The sequence below is a fragment of the Mycobacterium paraseoulense genome (assembly GCF_010731655.1).
Taxonomy (GTDB): Bacteria; Actinomycetota; Actinomycetes; order Mycobacteriales; family Mycobacteriaceae; genus Mycobacterium; species Mycobacterium paraseoulense.
The window spans coordinates 697,801-712,276 of the sequence record NZ_AP022619.1 but is presented as its reverse complement, the minus strand read 5'-3'; the positions used below and the strand labels follow the sequence as shown (position 1 = coordinate 712,276).

Sequence of the window (14,476 nt, the reverse complement as noted above, 5' to 3'; positions counted from 1 at the left end):
GCAAAATTTACTCCAGTATGGAGTATTGTCAAGGGATGGTAAGTCAGCCAACCGCCACTTCTTTCGCGCTGCTCGGCCTCCTCGGCATCCAGCCGTGGACCGCCTACGAGCTGGTTGCGCAGGCCAAACGCAGCCTTCACCACTTCTGGCCCCGCTCCGAAGCTCACCTGTACGCGGAGCTGAAGCGGCTCGTCGAGCGTGGCCACGCCCACGCCGAGTTGATCGAAGGTCGCCGTCGTCAACGCACGCGCTACACGATCACCCCGGCCGGCCGCGTCGCGCTCGAGGACTGGCTCGGGACCGAACCGGCTCCTCCGGTTCTCGAGATCGAAGGCCTTCTCCGCGTACTGCTGGCCGACCAAGGATCCGTCAAAGAACTACGCGCGGCCGTCGAGACCACGGCACGGCAGGCGCACGAACTTCTCGTCGATGGCACAACGCTTCTCGAGGATCTGCTAGCCAGGGGAGGGCAGTTCCCGCAGCGACTGCACCTCACCGAACGCTCAGCGTCGCTGTATGGCGAATTCATATTGCTGCTCAACCGTTGGTGCGAGGAGACGCTCGCCGAGGTTGACACATGGCGGGAAACCTCGGATGTCGGGATGACACCGGGGGCGCGACAACGGCTCGAACGGCTCCTCGCCCGAGCCCGCGAAGGCGCGCGCTCGGAGCACGCGGTTGCCGTCAGCTAGAACGCGACGTCGAACACCGAGACGGGATCGAGGATCACTCCGTTCTCTTCGACGTAGCGATCCCACAGCGTCAGCAGCTCGGCCAGCTTGTCGGGGTGCGAGTCGGCCAGGTCGTGGATCTCGCCCGGATCCGAAGCGAGGTCGTAGAGCTGCCAGCTGCCCGGGCCATACGGTGCGGGCAGGTGCAGCGCCTTCCAGGCGCCCTGGCGAATAGCGCGGCGGCCGAACAACTCCCAGCCGGTGCCGGTCTCGGCGTCGTGCACGGTCTCCGCGCCGCCCGACAGGTACCCCACCAGGGAGCGGCCGCGCATGGGTGCCACCTCGCGCCCGCGGTAGGCCGTGCCGGGATGTGCGGCCCCAGCCAGTTCGAGCACCGTCGGGGCGATGTCCATGACGGTGCTGAACGCGGTGCCGATCTGACGCTGCCGGTCAAAGCCCGGCCACGTGACGAACCCGACCACCCGGATCCCGCCTTCGGTGGTGAACGCCTTGTGCAGCCGTGACGGCGCGGTTGCGGCCTGCGCCCACCGCGGCCCGTACCAGATGAACGAGGAGGCCCGGCCGAGGTTGTCGAGGCTGTTGTCGCAATGCTTTTCGATCTGCGCGACGATGCGGGGTCCGAGCAGTGGCATCGCTTCGACGATGGCGCCCTCGGCGCCGTTGTCGGACAGGAAGATAACGACCGTGTCGTCGAGTTCGCCGCTCTCCGAGAGGTAGTCGATCACCCTGCCGATGTTCCAGTCCATGCGGTCGACCATGCCGGCGTAGACCTCCATGCTGCGGGCCGACGCCGCGCGCTGTTCGGCGGTCATCTCGGCCCACTCCGGGGCACCGTCGGCGACGACCGGGTGCGCCTCGACGTCCGGTGGGCACAGGCCCAGCCGCTTGAGCGCCGCCAGTCGCTCCTCACGCAGCGCGTCCGGCCCGGCGTCGTAGCGGCCGCGGTATTTCGCGATGGATTCGTCCGGCGCTTGCAGCGGCCAGTGCGGCGCCTGGAAGGGCAGGTACGCGAAGAACGGCCGGTCATCACCGGGGGCGCGTTCCCGCAGGTATTGCAGGAGCTTGTCGGTGTAGGAGTCCGACGAGTAGAAGTCGTCCCCGACGGTCACGAACTGGTCGTCCTCGGTGTAAAGCGTTGGCACGGGCGAGAAACTGCGGGCGCCGCCGCCCCCGAAGTGACTGGCCCCGGCCGGCAGCAACGCGAAGGAGCGCTCGAATCCGCGTGCCCAGGGCGATCTCTCGATGGTGGCGCCCAGATGCCACTTGCCCGACATCAAGGTCAGGTACCCGGCGTCGCGCAGCAGTTCGGGCAACGCCACGACCCGGTCGTTGAGATAGCCCTCGTAGCCGGGCGCACCGCGGAAGCCGGGACCCGCGACCTCCAGCATCGTGCCGATTCCGGCGACGTGGTGGTCGGTTCCCGTAAGCAGCATCGCCCGGGTGGGCGAGCAGGCCGGCGCGGAATGGAAATCGGTGAACCGGATCCCCGCGTGGGCGAGCCGATCGAGGTTGGGCGTCTCGATTTCGCCGCCGAACGCGCCGATATCGGAAAACCCGAGGTCGTCCGCCACGATCACGAGGAAGTTGGGCCTCTTCACGGTGAAGCATCCTGCCAGGTCCGGCGCCAGGGCGGAATGCCGCCGCGAGGGCCCGTCGTTATTGTCGAAGCGGCGCTGCGCGCGCCCGCGCGGACGGGAAGGGTGTTCAGATGCTGGCTCAGTTCGGGATGTCCATTCCGCTCGTAGCCGCCCCGATGGCCGGCGGCCCGACCACGCCCGCGATGGTGTCGGCGGCGAACCGCGCCGGCGCCTTCGGCATGCTCGCCGCGGGCTACAAGACCGTGGACGCCGTGGAAGCCGAGCTCAAGCAGGTCCGCGCCGAGGGAATCCCGTTCGGCATCAACCTGTTTGCGCCCAACCCGCTCCCGGTCGACCCCGGGAAGTACCGGGCCTACGCCGCTGTCGTTCAGCGCGACGCCGACCGGTTCGGCCTGACGTTGCCGCCGGACCCGATCGAGGACGACGACAGATTCGACGAGAAGGTCGCGCTGCTGCTCGACGACCCGGTCCCGCTGGTGTCGTTCACCTTCGGCATTCCGGCCCGCGGCGTGATCACCGACCTGCGCAAGGCCGGCACCGTCGTGGTCCAGACGGTGACCACTCCGGAGGAGGCGGCGCAGGCGCGCGACGCCGGGGTCGACATGCTCGCCGTCCAGGCGGTGGCCGCCGGCGGGCATTCTGGCACGCTCTCGCCGCGGAAGCCGTTGGCACCGGTGCCGATCGCCGAGCTCGTCGAACGGATCGTCGCAACGGTGCCGCTGCCCGTGCTGGCGGCGGGCGGCCTCGCCACTGCCGCGGCGGTCGCGGAGGTGATCCACGCCGGCGCCGCTGCGGCAGCGGTCGGGACCGTTCTGCTGCGCGCCGACGAAAGCGGCGCCTCGGCCACCCACCAGGCGGCGCTGACCGATCCCAGGTACACCGAGACGGTGCTCACGCACGCCTTCACCGGCCGCCCGGCCCGCGGGCTGCGCAACGCGTTCATCGACGCCCACGAGGCGCAGGCGCCGCTGGGGTATCCCGCACTCCATCACCTCACCAGCCCCCTGCGCAAAACCGCCGCCGCGGCGGGCGAGCCCGACTACGTGCATCTGTGGGCGGGCACCGGATACCGACACGCCACCGCGGAACCCGCGGCCGCGATCCTGCAGCGGCTGGCCTCATTGGTGTGATTCAGAACTCGAAGCGGTTGAGCACGTCGTAGTTGCGGCCCCCCGCGTACCACATCAACCGGTAGATCGACCGCACCGCCGTCGATTCGATCTGCTGATACCCGGCCAGGGTCGACGCCCGCTCGAGCAACCGCATCCTGGGGTTCCACGCCTGCAACTCCCGCGCGTCGCGGATGCCCCACTTGATGATCCCCCTGGTGAAAAGCTTCGACAGCAGCGGCGCCAGCGCCGAGAGCGTGTCGAACTGCATTTCGCCGCAATCGAATCGGTCGGTCAAGCGCTGCAGCAGCTGCCGCACCTGTTGCTCGGTCAAATACATCAGCAGGCCCTCGGCGACCATCAGCGTGGGGCGCCCGGTCGGGATCTGCTCCAGCCACTCCGCGTCGGTCACCGACGAGCCGATCATCCGGTAGCGCTCCGTGTCGTCGTAGAGGCGCCGTCGCAGCTCGATGACACCGGGTTGGTCGATGTCGAACCACGAAACCGACGGCGGCACGGCGAGCCGGAAGGCGCGGCCATCGAGGCCGCAACCCAGGTGCAGGACCACCGCGTCGGAGTGTCGCTCTAAGAAGTCCGCGCACCAGTCGTCGAGCGCCTTGGCCCGCAAGGCGACCAGGTATTGGTTCGACGCCGGCAGCGAGCTCCGATGGATTCTCTTGAAGTCGTATTCGATGGCCTCCACCGCTTCCGCGGCCGCCTTGTCACCCAGAATTGGCCGCTTGGAACGGCTTTCATGGGCACGCAGATACAGGGTGACGAGGTTGGTCCATTCCACCGAGCCCCACGGAACCCCGCTGAAGTCGACCTTGTCCGTCGAAGTCATGGCTTTCTCCTTGCCGCCCGATATTCGGTCCACATCTGCATGAGCTGGTCGCGGTAGGCGTTGGTGCAGAACTCGCAGAAATCGCGGAAATCCTCGACCCGCTGGCGCTGGTCGGCACGGTCCTCACCCAGCACGGCCAGGGCGAACTCGGCGGGCTCGATCCCCATCCGCATCAGGGACAACTGCGTTTCCAGAACGCTGGTGAAGCCGCCCGGCGTGACCCGGTAAAGGTGTTGGCGGTTCGGGCTGGGCAATCGCTCCACCATCCCGCCTTCCAGCAACTGCCGGGCAACGGTGCTGATCGAGGCCTTGCTCACCGACAGCGCGTCAGCCAGCTGGGTCAACGACTGGCGGGGTGGATCACAGATCAGTAGCCACCCATACACCCGCCCCATGGTGCGAGTGGCACCGAGAAGTTCGAAGAACAGCCCCATGCGGTCGGCGAACTCGGCCTCTTCCGGCGACATGATCCTCCACTACGTTAAGTACATACTGAACGTAGTATACGGCGGGGGCCGTCGTGGAACAGCCTCAGCGTTGGCACGTGTCTTCTCCGCGGGGCTGGTCACCCACTGACGCGGCTAGAACGCCTCGGGGTCGCGCTGCACCGCTGCCGGCACCGGGTGGCGGTACAGGCGAGAGGCGTTCTCCCAACTGAACTTACGGATCACGTCCGCGGGCAGGTCGCCGATCTGTTCGTGGATCGTCTGCTGGGTATGCGGCCAGGTGGAGTCGCAATGCGGGTAGTCGGCCTCCAGCATGATGTTGTCGACGCCGATCCGGTCGCGTTGCACAAACGACGATTTATCCTCCACGGCGCAGAACCAGAAGTTACGGGTGAAAACCTCCGCGGGCGTCAGGCTTTCGCCCAGCGCCTGCCAGGTGCCGTACATCGCGTGATAGCTGAGCATGTGGTCGAGGCGATCCAGCAGCCCGGCGACCCAGCCGATTCCGCCCTCCGACAAACAGATCTTCAGGCTGGGGAACCTACTGGGCAGGCCGGAATACAGCCAGTCGACCGCCGCCGAGATGGCGTAGGCGAAAAACAGCACGCCCTGCACGTCCGGCGGCGCGTCGTCGGTGGTGGACGGCGAGGACCCCGACGAGCCGATGTGCAGGTTCACGACCGTGTCCGTCTCGGCGCACGCCGCCATCATCGGGTCCCAGTGCCCGGAGTGGATGCTCGGCAACCCCAGCATCGCCGGGTTCTCGCTGAACGTCACCGCGTGGAAGCCACGCTCGGCGTTCTCGTAGATCATTTGCGCGCCGAGCTCCGGATCCAGCAGCCAGGGCAGCTGGCAGGGAATGATCCGTTCGGGATAGGAGCCCGCCCACACCTCGAGGTGCCAGTCGTTCCACGCGCGCACCGACGCCAGCGCCAGGTCGCGGTCGGTGGTCACCTGCTGCAGCCGCTGGCCGGCGAACCCGGGCAGAAAGGACGGGAAATTGAGCGAGGCGTAGATGCCGTTGAGGTCCATGTCCTTGACGCGCTCGTCGATATCCCAAGCGCCCCTGCGCATTTCGTCGAACCGGACCGGTTCGAAGCCGTACTCCGCAACCGGGCGGCCGACGACGGCGTTGAATCCGACGTTGGGCAGTTCCCGGCCGTCGTAGACCCAGGTCTGTCCCCCGCCCGCGGTCTCGACGACTTTGGGCGCCCGGTCGGCGAACTTGCGCGGCAGTCGCCCGGTGAAGGTGTCCGGCGGTTCGACGATGTGGTCGTCGACCGAGATCACCGTGTAGCGCCGGGGCGCCCGCGGCGGGTCCGGCAGGAAGGTGACCGAGCGTTGCCCGCCGGTCTTGGCGGTGGTGAAGTTCAGGTCGGCGGCCAGCTCGTCGATCGATTTCACTCGTCAATCTCCTTGCCGGACGGGGTCGTTGCGTGTGGGGCGACGGTGCCGCTCACGTGAGCACGCCGGGATCGGCCTTGATGGTCATTCTGGCCGCCCCCGCCCAGTACACGTCGGCCGCGCGTTCGACGAGCGACCGCTGCATGCCGGCCATGTCCGACCACTTCATGGCCATCGGCTCGATGCCGGTGAGCAGCACGTCGTAGGCCAGTTTGCATACGCGTTCGATCGACGCCGCCCGGTAGACGGCCTCGGCCAGGTTGCGGCCGGTCGCGATGACGCCGTGGTTGGCCAGGATGGTCAGGTTGGCGGTGCCGATGCGGGCCGCCAGTTCCGCCGCGCGCGCGGGGCTGTCGACCTCGCCGTCGTAGGTGTCGACCAGGCACAGGTCGTCGAGGAAGAGCGAGCCGGTTTGGTGCACCAATTCGGGCAGCCTGCCCAGCGCCGCGAGCACGCAGACGTAGTAGGGATGGTTGTGGATGACCACCCGGGCGTCGGCGCGGACGCGGTGCAGCTCGGTGTGAATGTGGATTGCCGGGGTGACGTCCCAGCGGCCGCGCAGCACCCGCGCATCGGCGTCGACCACGCAGATGTCGGACGCGGTCATCTCCTGCCACCACAGCCCCCACGGGTTGACGAGCATCTCCGTGCGACCGTCCGGCTGCCAGGTGATGTGTCCCGCCATGTTCTCGGCGAATCCGATGCCGGCCAGGTGGCGGAAGGCCACGGCGAGCGCCTGCTCGTTGGAGAGCTCGACACCGATCGGAGGAACCACCGACGGCGCCCAGACTTCCAGGCCGCCCCGGCGGGCGTCAGGAGCGTTCATGACCGGCCTCCATTCTGGCTCGAATATCCTCGCGGAGCCGGCCTTTGGCAACCTTCCCGCCGGACGATCGCGGAAGCTCGTCGACCACGATGAGCCGTTCGGGCAGCAGCTCCTTGGACACCCCCAGCGCCAGCAGGTGTTCGGTCAGCTCGGGCAGGTCCACGGTGGCCGAGTCGACGAGTTCGGCGTAGAGGCAGACCTTTTCCCCGAACACCGGGTCGGGCATCGCGACCGCCGCGGCAACCGCGACGGCGGGGTGGGTCGCGACGGCGTCCTCGACCTGGGTCGCGCTGATGTTCTTGCCGCCGCGCAGGATGAAATCCGAGGTCCGCCCGGTGACCGTCAGATATCCGTCGGCGTCGATTTCGCAGATGTCGCCCATGCGCATCCACCCGTCCCGGGTGAACAGCTTGTCGTGATCGGTCCCGCCCAGATAGCCCAGGCTGGTCGCCGGGCCGCGGCACGCCGGCTGTCCCCGTCCCGTCTCGGTGACGTCCCGGTCCCCGTCGAACAGCCGCACCGCCATCTCGGGGACGATCCGGCCGCCGGTGCGTAGCCGGCGTTCGCGCGGGTCGTCCACCGTCGTGGCGCTGAGCAGCCCGGTTTCGTTCGAGCCGTAGAACTGCAGAATCTTCGCGCCGGTGAGTTCCTCGAACTCGGCGGCGGGTCGGTACGGCAGCGCCTCGCCCCCGGTGAACACGACCCGCAGCGAGCTCAGGTCGTGGCGGCGGGTCGCCGGATCGGCGATGAGCATGGTCAATTGCGTGCTGACGCAACACAATACGCTGACCCGATGCTCTGATATGGCCTCGCAGGTCGCCCCCGTGCTGAACCGGTCCAGGATGACCGCGGTGGCGCCGAGATAGATCGGCGTGGTGTGGCTGGTCCACAGCCCGAAGCCGAACGGCGTCGGGATGACGGGCAGGAAGACGTCTGCCGGCGTCAGCCGGCCGTTGGCGACGGCCTTCTGGTGAAAGTAGTGCCAACGATTCTGGGTGTGCACCACGCACTTGGGCAGGCCCGTGGTCCCGGAGGTGGAGTTGATGAGGAAGACGTCGTCGGGACCCAGTCGGATTCCGTCGGCCAGCGGCCTGGGCCGCACGGGGACGTCCAGTCGCGGCGCGCCGGCGTCGGCGCTCAAGCCCAGGGCGGGAAGCGAAAGCTCGTCGGCGACAGCCGCCGCCGCGTCGCCGCGTTGCCGATCGCTGATCACGATCTTCGGCCGCGCGCCGCGCAGTATCGCGGCGACCTCACGGGTGCCCGCCCGGGCGCCGATGCCGACGACGACGGCCGCGCAGCGCTCGACGGCCACGAAGAGCACGTGCAGGGCGACGGAGTCGCCGTGCCACACCGCCACCCGGTCACCGGGCGAAATCCCCGCGCCGGCCAGCTGTTCAGCTAAACGTGTTGCGGCACAGTCGAATTCACGCCAGGTCAGCGCGGTTCCGCAATGGTCTACGTAGGCGAGACGATCCGGTGACCGTTCGGCGTTGCGGCGCACCGCGTCCGACAGAGTCGTGTCAGACCAAAAGCCGGCCGCTCGGAACCGGGCCGAATCCTCGTCGGTGAATGCCGGCGAGCCCGCGGTCTCCATGAGCAGATGATAGGAAAGCCGTCCGCGGCCGTGTTGGCCAATGCCCGCTAGGGGTCCTGCGGGGCGGGTGCGGGCGCGGCGTGTTGCGGGTCGCCCGCGACGTCCGGTGGGCGCGGGCGGGGCTTGTGGCAGTTGCGGGTGCAACCGCAGTTGAGGCCGATGATGCAGCCGCCCCCGCCGGCGGGCTGCACCGGCAGGGCGCCGCCCGGGGTCGGGGGCGCGGGGGTCACACTCGAGGACGAACCGGCGGTCGATGCCCTTGGGGCCACGTCACCGGGCGACCATGCGAATGCGACGACAAGCGCCGCCAGAACACCGCACAACGCGGTCACGGACCGGGCTTGTCGATACTTCACGATCTCTCCACTCTAGTTACTCGACGCGGGCTACGCATGTCGCGGCGGGACTAGGGATTCGGCGGCACCGACGCGTGAGGGGGGCGCTGCGGATCCACGGCAACATTCGGAGGACGGGGGTGTGGCGGCTGCTGACAGTGCTGAACACATCCGCAGTTGAGGCCGATGAAGCAGGGAGAACCGGGGAGCCCGGCCCCAACGGCACTTCCGTGGCCCCATGAGGATGTGGACGGCGCCAAGGCATTTGCCGTTGCCGGCGTCCCCGCAATGTTCCCCGGCGCGAAGACAAGTGCGGCCACGAAGCCGCACATCGCGGCCGCTGCCCGTCCGTGCCCATCGACCACGATTCCCACTGTAATCGCGTGCCGAACGATGCGTACCGACACGCCCGGCCTCCAAGAACACTCCAAGAAGTCCGCAAGGATCCTTCCAGGGCCGCCCCCGACGGTGAAGTCGCCCGACGCCCTTTGGGATCGGTAGCGGTGCGGGTGGGTTGGACTCGGCTCACCACCGCTGCCGACCGCAGCGAACGACACGGAGGTACACCGGGGATGAAAAGCAAGGTCGTCGTGCTGCTCGCCGGCGGGATGCTCGCGCTGGTGCTGCTGACGCGGTATTTCGCGCTGAGCCGGGCGGGCGTGCCACTGGAGTGGATGCTGTATCTCGGTTTGCCGATCACCGGCGCCGGTGTGCTGTTCGCGCTGCGGCTCATCGATCTGGGCGCGGGATGGACCACCAAGGGCGCAACGATGCCCCGGCCCGAGCCGCCGCTTTACGACCGCCTCAAACAACTCGAGGATCTGCACGCCCGGGGCGCCATCACCGACACCGAGTACTGCGCCCAGCGTCTACAGATCATCGCCAACATGTAGGTCGGCCGCTTCCTCGGTGTGTCGATGCGCCGTCGCCACGCGGACCGCGTAAACCACGGCGCTGGCCCCGAACATCGCCGCCGTCAGCAGCAGCCAGCGCCCCAGGAAGGGGTCCTGGGTCTGACCGGTCGCGGCCGAGTACGTGGGGGCGCCCTGCTTGATGATGCCGGGAAGGAACACCAGCAGCGTCAGGCCGGCGCCCAGGGCGGGCATCCGGATGTGGTTGACCACCGGCACGCGCGATGGTGCTTGGTGGGCGACGCCCCGCGACAGCACCCCGTCGAGAAACGCATAGACCGGGAACAACACCAGGTCGTGGGCGACGATGGCCGCGGCGAACCACACGATGATCGACTGCCACCACACCGGTGGGTTCCACAACGCGTCCGGCTTCATGGTGGCCACCACATAGCCCAAGAGCGCGAAACCGGCGATCAGGATGAGCAGATGCAGCGGGCGGGACCCGTAGACCCTTACGAAACCCTTTCGCGCGCTAGGCATTTCCTACCACCCGGAAGTCGATGGACTCCACCCATTTGGTGTTGTGCACCCCGGGCAGCGCGGGCACGATGATGCGCGCCGGGAAGCCGTGGTCCGGGGACAGGTCGGTACCGTTGACGCGCAAGGCCAGCAGCGCGTCGGGGTGCAGCACCTGGCTCCCCTGCAGCGTCGCGCGGCCGAACGCGCCCCCGCGCTCCAGCGAAGAGACGTGCGCCGACTCCGGTGCGGGCACGCCGGCCAGGCGAGCCAGGTCGGCCAGCCGCACCCCGCTCCAGGTTTGGGTGGTCGACCAACCCTCCACGCAGGCGATCGGCAGCACGGAAGTGTGCTGCGCCATGGCCAGCAGCGCGGCGCGATCGAGCACCACCTGGCCCGGGCCGCCAGTCAAGGTCAGGCGCCAGCGCTCACCGGCGTTTTCGGCGGAGATACCGGCCACCACCGCGGTCCGGTTGATCTCGAAGTCGTTGGGCCCGTCCCCACGGGTGCGCCCACGCGGCAGCAGCAGCGCGGCCGGCCGCGCGTAGCCGCCCAGGGTCTGGCCCGCGGTGATGACCGCCATGAACAGCGCGCCGCCGCCCACCAGGGCCAGGGCGCCTCGGCGGCTCATCGTGGGCGGGCGCGGGTCCGCGGCGACCAGCCCGTCCGGTTCCCACGCCTGGGCGGTGGTGGCGGCGCGCCCGGTGCGCAGGACGTCGCGCGGTGAGATCGAGCGCAGGCCCGACCACATGGTCGGGATCTTGATCGCGATATGCACGACGAACCCGGCGATGAATACCCACGCGCCGAAGTAATGCGCGGTGTAGAAGCTGAAGCCGAAGACGTAGTCGTACTGGATGTTCAGCACGCCCGTGACGATTTCGAACAGGACACCACCGACCAGCATCAGCAGCGAAACCCGTTCCAGGAGCTGGGCAATGGACCGGGCGGGCGGCCACGCGAACAGCCTGGGTATCACCGACCACAGTTTGGCCAGCACCACCGGGATCAGCACCAGCCCCAGCCCCACGTGCAGTCCCTGGGTCAACCGGTAGAGCCATGACGGGTTGGTGGGCCAATCGAACGTCGGCAGCTTCAGCCAGCCGACGTCGCCGGGGATGGCCTGCCCCAACCGCGGCCCGTAGGCGATGTAGGACAGCAGGCCCGTGACGACGACGATCGGCAGCGTCACGAGCAGCACCGCGCCGAACACGGAGGTCAGCCACGGCCCCCGGAGCGGGCTGCGCCACCGTTGCGCCCGCGCGACGCCCGGGGGCGGGTGCTCGTCCAGCACGCGCCACAGCCGCACCGGAAACCCGTACCCGCCGGAATCACCCGTCGGCTCGGTGTCTTCGCTATCGGATCTGCGGATGCGCTGCATCATCGATGATCATGCACGAGCGGTCGACGAAAATGGTTCAGATCCCGCGACTTGGTGCTAGCCCTGGACTGTCGGCCGGATGGTGATGTCGCCGGTCTCGACGTGCCGCAGCGTCAGTCCTTGCCCCGCGGCGGGGGCTGCACCTCGACGCCGCTGGCCTCGTGTTCGGGGCCCGCGGCCGGGTGCTCGGCCGGGACGCGGTCGCGGAACGTGGCGCTCTCGCTGGGCCGCTCGGGGTCGGGACGATGGACATTGCCGTGGTAGGGACCGGGCTTCGGCCGCGGCTTTCCCCCGGGAAAGGCCAAGCGGAAGATGCTGCGGTGCACCATCAACCACTGTTTCCCGAACCGCCCCGAGTTGTACGGGAGCTCGTAGCGCTCACAGATGTCTTTGACCTGCGGCGCGATCTCGGAGTATCGACTGCTCGGCATGTCCGGGTAGAGGTGGTGTTCGACTTGGTAACCGAGATTGCCGCTGATGATGTGGAACAGCGGGCTGCCCTCGATGTTCGCGGCGCCGAGCAACTGGCGTACATACCAACCGCCGCGCGTCTCGTTCTCGACTTCTTCCTGCGTGAACGTATAGGCCTGATCCGGGAAGTGGCCGCAGAAGATAATCGCGTGCGCCCACACGTTGCGGACGACGTTTGCCAGCGCATCGGCGGCCAGCGTGCGCAGGTAGGTGCTCTCGACGCCCGGAGCGACCTTGTCCAGGAAGGTCGCCGCGGCACCGATGCGGCCCCCGTTGGATATCGTGCGCAGCCTCCTGCCCAACCGGGACTTGGCCGGCTGCTCGAGCCGGCCGCGCAAAGCCAGCTGGGTGAGCGCGAAGGCGCCGGCGCTGATGGCCGGCCAGCCGAGGTAGTCCTTGTAGATCTGCGCGCGCGCCTTGACGCCGATGCCGCGCAGGTCCTTGCGCACCTCCGACCACGGCTTCTCGCGTTTACGTATCGCGTCGATGTCCATGTCGTGGACGGCCACGCCCCACTCGAACAGGATCGTCAGCAGCAGGTTGTAGATCGGTTGGCCCAGGTAGCGCGGGGCCCACTTCTGGTTGGGGTCGATGCGCATGATCTCGTAGCCGAGATCCTTGTCCTTGCCGAGGATGTTCGTGAAGGTGTGATGGATGTAGTTGTGGGAGTGCTTCCACGACTCGGCGGTCGACGCCGTGTCCCAGTCCCATACCGAGGAATGGATGTCGGGATCGTTCATCCAGTCCCATTGCCCGTGCATCACGTTATGGCCGATCTCCATGTTTTCCAAGATCTTGGCCATGGAAAGGCAGGCGGTGCCCAGCAGCCACGCGGTCTTCGAGCGGGACGCCAGCAACAGCACCCGGCCGGCCACCACGATCTGCCGTTGCGCCGAGATCACGTTCTTGATGTAACGGCGGTCGCGATCGCCGAGATCGGCGAACACCTCGTCGTGGATCGCGTCGAATTCCTTCGCGAGCTTTTCCAGTTCTTGTTCCCCCAGGCGGGAAAGCGGTGACTCCCCAATCCTCTTCACGGCAGTTGTCACAAGCCGCTCCTTTCCATCAGAGTTCGAGTTCGACGTCGCCCTCGGCGGTGTTGATGCAGATTCGGACGTCCTGCTCGGTCGGTTCGATCACGTCACCCGAGCGCAGGTCGCGCAGCTTGCCCGATTTCAGCGTCCCGACGCAGGTATGGCAGATTCCGATGCGACAGCCATAAGCGAGGTTGAGACCGGCCTTCTCACCGGCCTCGAGAATCGATGTGCCCCCGTCACATTCGACTTCCTTGTCGCTGTCCAGGAAGCACACCATGCCGCCCTCGCCGGCGTTGGCGTCGCCCCCGATCTTCGGCTGAAAGCGCTCGAAATGCAGGCGGTCCCGATCCCCGTTGTCCTCCCAGTGCTCGATCAGCGCGTCGAGCATCTCGCCGGGACCCGAGCAGAACGCCTCGCGCTCGCGCCAATCGGGGCACACCTCGTCCAAGTCGGCGGGTGTGAGCCGTCCCTGTTCGGAGGTGAGGCGCAGATCCAGCCGCATGCCCTCGTGGCGTTCCTCGAGCTCTTCCAGCGCGGACAGGAACATGGCCTGCTCGCGGGTGCGCGCGGAATGTATGACCACCGCGTCGCGCATTTCGTCGCGGTGGTCGAGGTCGCGCAGCATGCTGATAATCGGCGTGATGCCGCTGCCGGCGCTGATGAACAGCATCTTGTCCGGCACGGGCTCCGGCAGGGTGAACACGCCTTCGATCTCGCCGAGCCGCACCAGGTCCCCCGGCTGAATCTTGTGCACGAGATACGGTGACACCACGCCGCCGTCGACCCGCTTCGGCGTGACGCTGATCAGCCCGTCCTCGGGCGCGGGATCCGATGTCAGCGAGTACGCCCGCCAGTGGTACACACCGTCGATGACCACGCCGAGGCGCACGTACTGACCGGGCTTGTGCCCGGGCCACTCGTAACCGGGGCGAATCAGGACGCTGGCAGCTTCCGAGCCCTGTTGCTCGATGGCCTCGACCCTCCCGCGCAGCTCTTTGGTGGTCCAGAGCGGGTTGATCATCTCCAGATAGTCGTCCGGCTGCAGCGGGCTGAACAACCGCCGCACGGCCCGCAGGAACAGCCGGCGTCCGCGTGGGACCTGGGGTTCCGCGCCTCGTTCAGCCATGGCGCTAGAGTACACAGTTGTACACTGAGTTTAAACGTCCACTTTGAATTGCCTTGCAGCGCACTTGTTTGACAGACAGTCAATGAACACAAAGACAACGCATGGCTGTTCACCAATTCTCATTGGGGCCCCGACTGGGCCCGAAGCCATGCGTAGTTGTCAGGTGCCCACACGGGCCGTCGCCCAAACATTTGTTCAGAGGATTCCCAGCGAGCCGCCCGCCCGCACCTGCCCGGCCGGAGG

General features: G+C 67.7%; 14 protein-coding genes. 3 read left to right on the top strand and 11 right to left on the bottom strand.

Annotated features, from left to right (window positions below; all coding sequences use genetic code 11):
• The first annotated feature begins 17 nt into the window (after nt 1-17).
• Nucleotides 18-692 (top strand): PadR family transcriptional regulator, encoded by a 675-nt coding sequence (locus G6N51_RS02960; protein ID WP_232078168.1) that lies wholly within the window; start codon nt 18-20, stop codon nt 690-692.
• Here G6N51_RS02960 and G6N51_RS02955 read toward each other — a convergent pair.
• The gene (locus G6N51_RS02955) at nt 689-2,290 is read right to left on the bottom strand and encodes an arylsulfatase (RefSeq protein ID WP_083171468.1); all 1,602 of its coding nucleotides are present in this window, start codon (nt 2,288-2,290) and stop codon (nt 689-691) included. The two genes, G6N51_RS02960 and G6N51_RS02955, sit on opposite strands and share 4 nt — an antisense overlap.
• Nucleotides 2,291-2,400: 110 nt before the next feature.
• On the opposite strand from G6N51_RS02955, the gene G6N51_RS02950 reads away from it, so the two are divergent.
• The gene (locus G6N51_RS02950; RefSeq protein ID WP_083171469.1) at nt 2,401-3,420 is read left to right on the top strand and encodes a nitronate monooxygenase; all 1,020 of its coding nucleotides are present in this window, start codon (nt 2,401-2,403) and stop codon (nt 3,418-3,420) included.
• Between the two features lies 1 nt (nt 3,421).
• Here the strand turns inward: G6N51_RS02950 and G6N51_RS02945 are convergent, their stop codons facing one another.
• From G6N51_RS02945 to G6N51_RS02920, 6 genes are all read right to left on the bottom strand, one after another.
• Nucleotides 3,422-4,243 (bottom strand): class I SAM-dependent methyltransferase, encoded by an 822-nt coding sequence (locus G6N51_RS02945; protein ID WP_083171470.1) that lies wholly within the window; start codon nt 4,241-4,243, stop codon nt 3,422-3,424.
• Nucleotides 4,240-4,710 carry a GbsR/MarR family transcriptional regulator gene (locus G6N51_RS02940; RefSeq protein WP_083171471.1) on the bottom strand — a complete coding sequence of 157 codons (471 nt, stop codon included), beginning with the start codon at nt 4,708-4,710 and terminating at the stop codon, nt 4,240-4,242. The genes G6N51_RS02945 and G6N51_RS02940 overlap by 4 nt, the downstream gene beginning before the upstream one ends.
• Nucleotides 4,711-4,824: 114 nt before the next feature.
• Complete coding sequence (locus G6N51_RS02935; protein ID WP_083171472.1) at nt 4,825-6,093, bottom strand: amidohydrolase family protein; 1,269 nt, start codon at nt 6,091-6,093, stop codon at nt 4,825-4,827.
• A gap of 52 nt (nt 6,094-6,145) precedes the next feature.
• Nucleotides 6,146-6,919 (bottom strand): class II aldolase/adducin family protein, encoded by a 774-nt coding sequence (locus G6N51_RS02930; protein WP_083171473.1) that lies wholly within the window; start codon nt 6,917-6,919, stop codon nt 6,146-6,148.
• Nucleotides 6,906-8,513, bottom strand: a complete 1,608-nt coding sequence (locus G6N51_RS02925) for a class I adenylate-forming enzyme family protein (RefSeq protein ID WP_083171474.1) — start codon at nt 8,511-8,513, stop codon at nt 6,906-6,908. The genes G6N51_RS02930 and G6N51_RS02925 overlap by 14 nt, the downstream gene beginning before the upstream one ends.
• A 47-nt stretch (nt 8,514-8,560) precedes the next feature.
• Nucleotides 8,561-8,869 (bottom strand): hypothetical protein, encoded by a 309-nt coding sequence (locus G6N51_RS02920; protein WP_142274917.1) that lies wholly within the window; start codon nt 8,867-8,869, stop codon nt 8,561-8,563.
• Nucleotides 8,870-9,420: 551 nt separating this feature from the next.
• Between G6N51_RS02920 and G6N51_RS02915 the strand changes: the two genes are divergently transcribed.
• Nucleotides 9,421-9,741, top strand: coding sequence for an SHOCT domain-containing protein (locus G6N51_RS02915; protein ID WP_083171476.1), 321 nt, complete (start codon nt 9,421-9,423; stop codon nt 9,739-9,741).
• On the opposite strand, the gene G6N51_RS02910 is transcribed toward G6N51_RS02915, so the two are convergent.
• The 4 genes from G6N51_RS02910 to G6N51_RS02895 all read right to left on the bottom strand — a co-directional run bounded on the left by G6N51_RS02910 (nt 9,718) and on the right by G6N51_RS02895 (nt 14,233).
• Nucleotides 9,718-10,242, bottom strand: coding sequence for a hypothetical protein (locus G6N51_RS02910; RefSeq protein WP_083171477.1), 525 nt, complete (start codon nt 10,240-10,242; stop codon nt 9,718-9,720). The genes G6N51_RS02915 and G6N51_RS02910 overlap by 24 nt on opposite strands.
• A complete protein-coding gene (locus G6N51_RS02905; protein WP_232078167.1) occupies nt 10,235-11,599 on the bottom strand; it encodes a molybdopterin-dependent oxidoreductase in 1,365 nt (454 codons plus the stop codon). The genes G6N51_RS02910 and G6N51_RS02905 overlap by 8 nt, the downstream gene beginning before the upstream one ends.
• A gap of 113 nt (nt 11,600-11,712) precedes the next feature.
• On the bottom strand, nt 11,713-13,107 hold the full coding sequence (locus G6N51_RS02900) for a fatty acid desaturase family protein (protein WP_372510054.1): 1,395 nt from the start codon (nt 13,105-13,107) through the stop codon (nt 11,713-11,715).
• A 28-nt stretch (nt 13,108-13,135) separates the two neighbouring features.
• Nucleotides 13,136-14,233, bottom strand: coding sequence for a ferredoxin reductase (locus tag G6N51_RS02895; RefSeq protein WP_083171479.1), 1,098 nt, complete (start codon nt 14,231-14,233; stop codon nt 13,136-13,138).
• Between the last annotated feature and the right edge of the window lie 243 nt (nt 14,234-14,476).